General features: G+C 65.8%; 5 protein-coding genes. All 5 read right to left on the bottom strand.

The window, feature by feature from the left end; genetic code table 11:
- Positions 1–635, bottom strand: a 635-nt coding sequence (locus ABW137_RS12325) for a carbamate kinase (RefSeq protein ID WP_526400251.1), incomplete at its 3' end; no start/stop codon positions are given.
- Between the two features lie 5 nt (positions 636–640).
- Positions 641–1,645, bottom strand: coding sequence for an ornithine carbamoyltransferase (locus ABW137_RS12320; RefSeq protein ID WP_526400249.1), 1,005 nt, complete (start codon positions 1,643–1,645; stop codon positions 641–643).
- Between the two features lie 24 nt (positions 1,646–1,669).
- Positions 1,670–2,929 (bottom strand): arginine deiminase, encoded by a 1,260-nt coding sequence (locus ABW137_RS12315; RefSeq protein WP_526400247.1) that lies wholly within the window; start codon positions 2,927–2,929, stop codon positions 1,670–1,672.
- Complete coding sequence (gene arcD, locus ABW137_RS12310; protein WP_526400245.1) at positions 2,926–4,404, bottom strand: arginine-ornithine antiporter; 1,479 nt, start codon at positions 4,402–4,404, stop codon at positions 2,926–2,928. Before arcD ends, ABW137_RS12315 begins: the two co-directional genes overlap by 4 nt.
- Before the next feature lie 194 nt (positions 4,405–4,598).
- A partial coding sequence (locus ABW137_RS12305; protein WP_526400243.1) for a hypothetical protein occupies positions 4,599–4,805 on the bottom strand: 207 nt, incomplete at its 5' end.

Here is a 4,805-nt window from a genome sequence, read left to right as displayed (position 1 = left end):
AGCGCGGAGGCGAGATCCTTGTCGATGACGGCCTCGACACCACGCAGGTCGCCCTTCTCGTCGTACATCGTCGGGATGCCACCGCCGCCGGCGCAGATCACGATCGTGCCGCGTTCGACCAGGCTGCGGATCGGCTGAATCTCGAAGATACGCTTGGGTTTCGGGCTGGCGACGACGCGACGGAACGACTCGCCATCGGCGGCGATGGCCCATCCGTTCTCAGCGCTGAGCCGCCGCGCGGTCGCGTGGTCATAGCCTGGCCCGATCGGCTTGGTGGGATGGGCGAACGCCGGGTCGTCACGATCCACCTCGATCATGGTCAGGAGGGTGGCCAGTGACTGATCTGCCGGGAGCACATTGCCGAGTTCCTGCTCGAGCACGTAGCCGATCATCGCCTCGGTCTGCGCGCCGAGCACGTCGAGGGGGTATGGCGGCACGTCGTGGTAGGCGGCGGCCTGCAAGGCCAGCAGGCCGACCTGCGGACCGTTGCCGTGCGCGACGACGATCTCGTTGCCCGGCGCAATCGCAGCGATCCGCTCGGCCGCGACTCGCACGTTGGCGCGTTGGTTGTCGGCCGTCATCGGCTCACCGCGCCGAAGAAGCGCGTTGCCGCCCAACGCGATGACGATCCGCATGGCTGTCAGCCCAATGCAGCCACGAGGACCGCCTTGATGGTGTGCATCCGATTCTCGGCCTGCTCGAAGGCAATGTTGGCCGCGCTCTGGAAGACCTCGTCGGTGACCTCGACGCCCCCGGAGAGTTCGGGATGTCCAGCGGCGATCCGCGCACCCACCTCGGTCTCGAGATCGTGGTATGCCGGCAGGCAGTGCATGAACTTGACATGCGGATTGCCGCTGGCGGCAAGCATTTTCGTGGTGACCTGAAAGGGCAGAAGCAGCCTGATCCGGTCACCCCACGTGTCGCTCGGCTCGCCCATCGACACCCACACGTCGGTGTAGACGAAGTCGACGCCGTCGACCGCCTCCACCGGGTCGTCGGTGACCGTGATCCGCGCCCCGGACTCGGCGGCGAAGCCGCGGCACGCCGCGAGGTGTTCCTCGGCAGGCCAGAGGTCGCGCGGCGCGCCGATTCGCACGTCCATGCCGAGCTTGGCCGCGACCAGCAGCAGCGAGTTGGCCACGTTGTTGCGGCCGTCACCAACGAAGGCAAAGGCGATGTCGGTAAGGGGTTTTGCGCAGTGCTCGGTCATGGTCAACACATCGGCAAGCATCTGGGTGGGGTGAAATTCGTCGGTGAGGCCGTTGAACACGGGGACGCCAGCGTATTCGGCCAGCTGGTCCACGTTCTCCTGCGCGGCGCCGCGGTATTCGATGGCGTCGTACATCCGCCCGAGCACCCGGGCGGTGTCCTTCATGGACTCCTTGTGTCCGATCTGCGAGGACGTCGGGTCGATGAAGGTGACGTGCGCGCCCTCGTCGTATGCTGCCACCTCGAACGCGCAGCGGGTGCGGGTCGACGTCTTCTCGAAGATCAGCGCGATGTTCTTCCCGGTCAGCCGTGGTCGCGCGACGCCGGAGTACTTCGCGCTCTTGAGGTCTCTGGCGAGTGCCAGCAGGTAGTGCAAATCGCGGTCGGTGTGGTGGGTGAGACTGAGCAGACTTCGGTTTCGGATGTTGTACGGCATAGCCGGGCTCCTTCGCGGTGAGGATCAGGTGTAGAGGGGGTCACGCGAGATGGGGCACGTCATGCATCGCCCGCCGCCACGCCCGCGGCCCAATTCACTGGCGTCGATGGTGACGACTTCAACGCCCGCCTTGCGCAGCGCCGTGTTGGTCAACGTGTTGCGGTCGTATCCAATGACGACGCCTGGTTCGAGTGCGACGACGTTGTTGCCGTCGTCCCATTGCTCGCGTTGAACGCCAAAGACATCGCCTGCGGTCACGACCACCCGAAAGTCGACGCCAACGGCACGGCCGATCGTCTCGATCAGGCTCCGATCTTCGCGCCGTACGTCCAAGCCCGATGGTGCTGCGTCGTCGGGACGCAGACTGATCGGCACGATGCCGTCGACGACCGGGGCGAATGCCGTCACCAGATCGCTGTCGCAGAACGTGAATACGGTGTCCAGGTGCATGGCCGAACGCGTCCTGGGCAGGCTGGCGACGATCACGTGCTCGGCCGCTCCTGCGGCGAACAGGTTGCGGGCCACCTGGGTGATGGCCTGATGTGAGGACCGCTCACCCATGCCGATCACGACGAGTCCCTTGCCGATCGGCATCACGTCACCGCCCTCGAGGGTGGCCAGTCCGTGGTCGGTGGGCGTCCCTTCGGGGTCGCCCAACCAGACGTCGTACTCCTCGTCGGCGAAGGTGGGATGAAACTTGTAGACCGCGGTGGTCAGCAGTGTCTCCTGCCGTCTCGCCGGCCAGTACATCGGGTTCAGCGTGACGCCCCCGAAGATCCACGACGAGTTGTCGCGCATGAACTGCGTGTTGGGCAGCGGTCGGATGACGAAGCCCTCGGGGTCCAGCTCGTTCAGCAGCGCAAGGAACCCGCTGTCCACCTCGTTCACGACGTCTTGGTACGCGACGCCACCGATGAGGAACTCCGCCAACCGATCCGGCGCCAGCTCGGTCAGCCACGCCCGAATCTCCCGCGTGAGCCCCGCCCCCACCAGATCGTCGGTGACCTTGCGGTCCAGCAGCCACTCGCGCGCGTCGGGTTTGGCGACGACGTCGGCGAGGAGATCGCCGAGTTCGAGGACCTCGACGCCATGATCGGTCATCTTGGCCACGAAGTCGAAGTGGTCCCGACGGGCCTGCTGCAACCAGATGACGTCGTCGAATAGCAATTCGTGGCAGTTGTCGGGGGTGAGCCGCTGATGGGCCAGGCCTGGGGCGCAGACCATCACTCGCCGGAGTCGTCCCGCCTCGGAATGAACGCCGAGGCGAGACCCGGTGCCGGTCACAGCACCGACAGCTTGCCGGTGGCCATCAACACGGCGGCCAGGATGGAAGTCAATGTGACGACGGCAAAGACCACGAGTTCGGGTTTGGTGAACGCGGGCAACCGGTTCTCTCGACGGGCCCACAGGTAGAGCGCGGTACCGACCAGGTAGAACATGGCGGCAACCAGGAGATACTCCCAGCCTCCGGCGTACACCAACCACACCGCGTAACCGAGGGCCACGGCGCCGATCGTCAGATCCCTGGCCCGCCCGCCACCGGACTCGTAGGTCTCGCCGCGGACGGCCAGCAGCACCTGATAGGCCGCCGACCACAGGTAGGGGAGCAGGATCAGCGACGTCGCCAAATAGACCAGGTTGGTGTAGGTGCTCGCATTGGCCAACGTCCACAACAGCAGGGCCTGGACGCAGATGTTGGTGAGCCACAACGCATTCGACGGGGCGCCATGCGCGTTCTCGCGCGCCAATGCCCTCGGCATCACCTGCTCGAGAGCGGGCAGTCGCAGAATCTCCACGCACAGCAATACCCAGGCGATCAGGGCACCGAGCAGGGAGACGACCAACCCGATGGAGATGAATGCCGAACCCCAGCTGCCCACTTGGTCCCTGAGCACACCGGCCATGGAGGGGTCGGGAACGCCGGCGAGTCGGGCTTGGTCCATCAAGCCGTAGGACAGCAGGTTCACCATGAGCAGCAGTGCCAACACCCCGACGAAGCCCAGCACGGTGGCCCGACCGACGTCGTTGCGCCTGGCGGCACGCCGGGAGTAGACCGAGGCGCCCTCGATCCCGATGAACACCCACACGGTCACCAGCATCATGTTCTTCACCTGGGTCATGGCGTCTCCCAGCGGAGCCCCGTCGATCTGAGTGGTGCGGCCCCAGAAGTCGGCGGTGAACAGCCCAGCCTTGAACCCAGCCGCGGCGATCGCGACGAACACCAGGATCGGAATCACCTTGGCGACCGTCACCACCACGTTGACGAAGGCGGCGGTCTGCACCCCACGAAGGATCATCGCATGCACGATCCACAGCACGGCCGAAGCGCCCAGGATGGCGGGAAGAGTTGTGCCGCCCTCGAATTGGGGAAAGAAGTATCCAAGGGTGGAGAACAGCAGCACCAGGTAGGCCACATTGCCGACCCAAGCCGACACCCAGTACCCGAAGGCGGAGGTGAAGCCGATGTAGTTGCCGAACCCAGCGCGGGCATAACCGTAGACACCGCCGTCGACGTCGGGTTTGCGCCGGGCCAGGGTTTGGAACACGAACGCCAACGTCAACATGCCAACGCCGGTGATGGCCCATCCGATCAGTAGCGGGCCGGGCGCAGCGCTGCCCGCCATCTGTGAGGGCAGCGCGAAGATCCCGCTGCCGATCATCGATCCAACGACGATCGCCGTCAGCGCGGCGAGTCCCAGGCCTGCCCTGGGGCGGGCGGGTCGGGTGGACGGGGGCGGGGTGGTCAAGGTGTCGGACATCGTCGTCCTCTCAGCTGGAGCCGTGGCGGCGTGGACGCGCCGCGTGCTCCGACCGTAGGTGCGTCGTGAGGTTCGGGTGAGGAGGCTTAGGTCCTCTATCGAGCGCCGGAGGTCCCGAAGATCAGCTACCGCAGGTTATTGGGCTGCAATGGAATTCGCGTGCCGTGCCCACGGGGGCTGGACGGCGGTCGCGATCAATGCCTGCCGTTGCCCCGTCCCTTGTTTCCCTTGTTGCCCTTGTCCTCTTTGGAGTTCCCGGCTCCTGGGAGTGGCCCTTCGGTGCTCGTCGTCGTGGTGGTCGAGGTGGCGGTGGTGGCCGTGCTGCTCTGCAGCGGGGCGGACGGCGACGTGTCGCTGATCGTTGGGACCGTGGGACCAGCCGGTTCGTCCTTGCCGAACGG

Origin of the sequence: Mycobacterium sp., assembly GCF_040509115.1 — a bacterium.
GTDB lineage: Bacteria > Actinomycetota > Actinomycetes > Mycobacteriales > Mycobacteriaceae > Mycobacterium.
The sequence above is the reverse complement of the archived record's forward strand: the minus strand, read 5'-3'. Positions and strand labels throughout refer to the sequence as shown.

Coding starts and splice junctions, on each gene's coding strand:
- ABW137_RS12320 (WP_526400249.1), bottom strand. CDS start 1,645: ATGCCGTACAACATCCGAAACCGAAGTCTGCTCAGTCTCACCCACCAC.
- arcD (WP_526400245.1), bottom strand. CDS start 4,404: ATGTCCGACACCTTGACCACCCCGCCCCCGTCCACCCGACCCGCCCGC.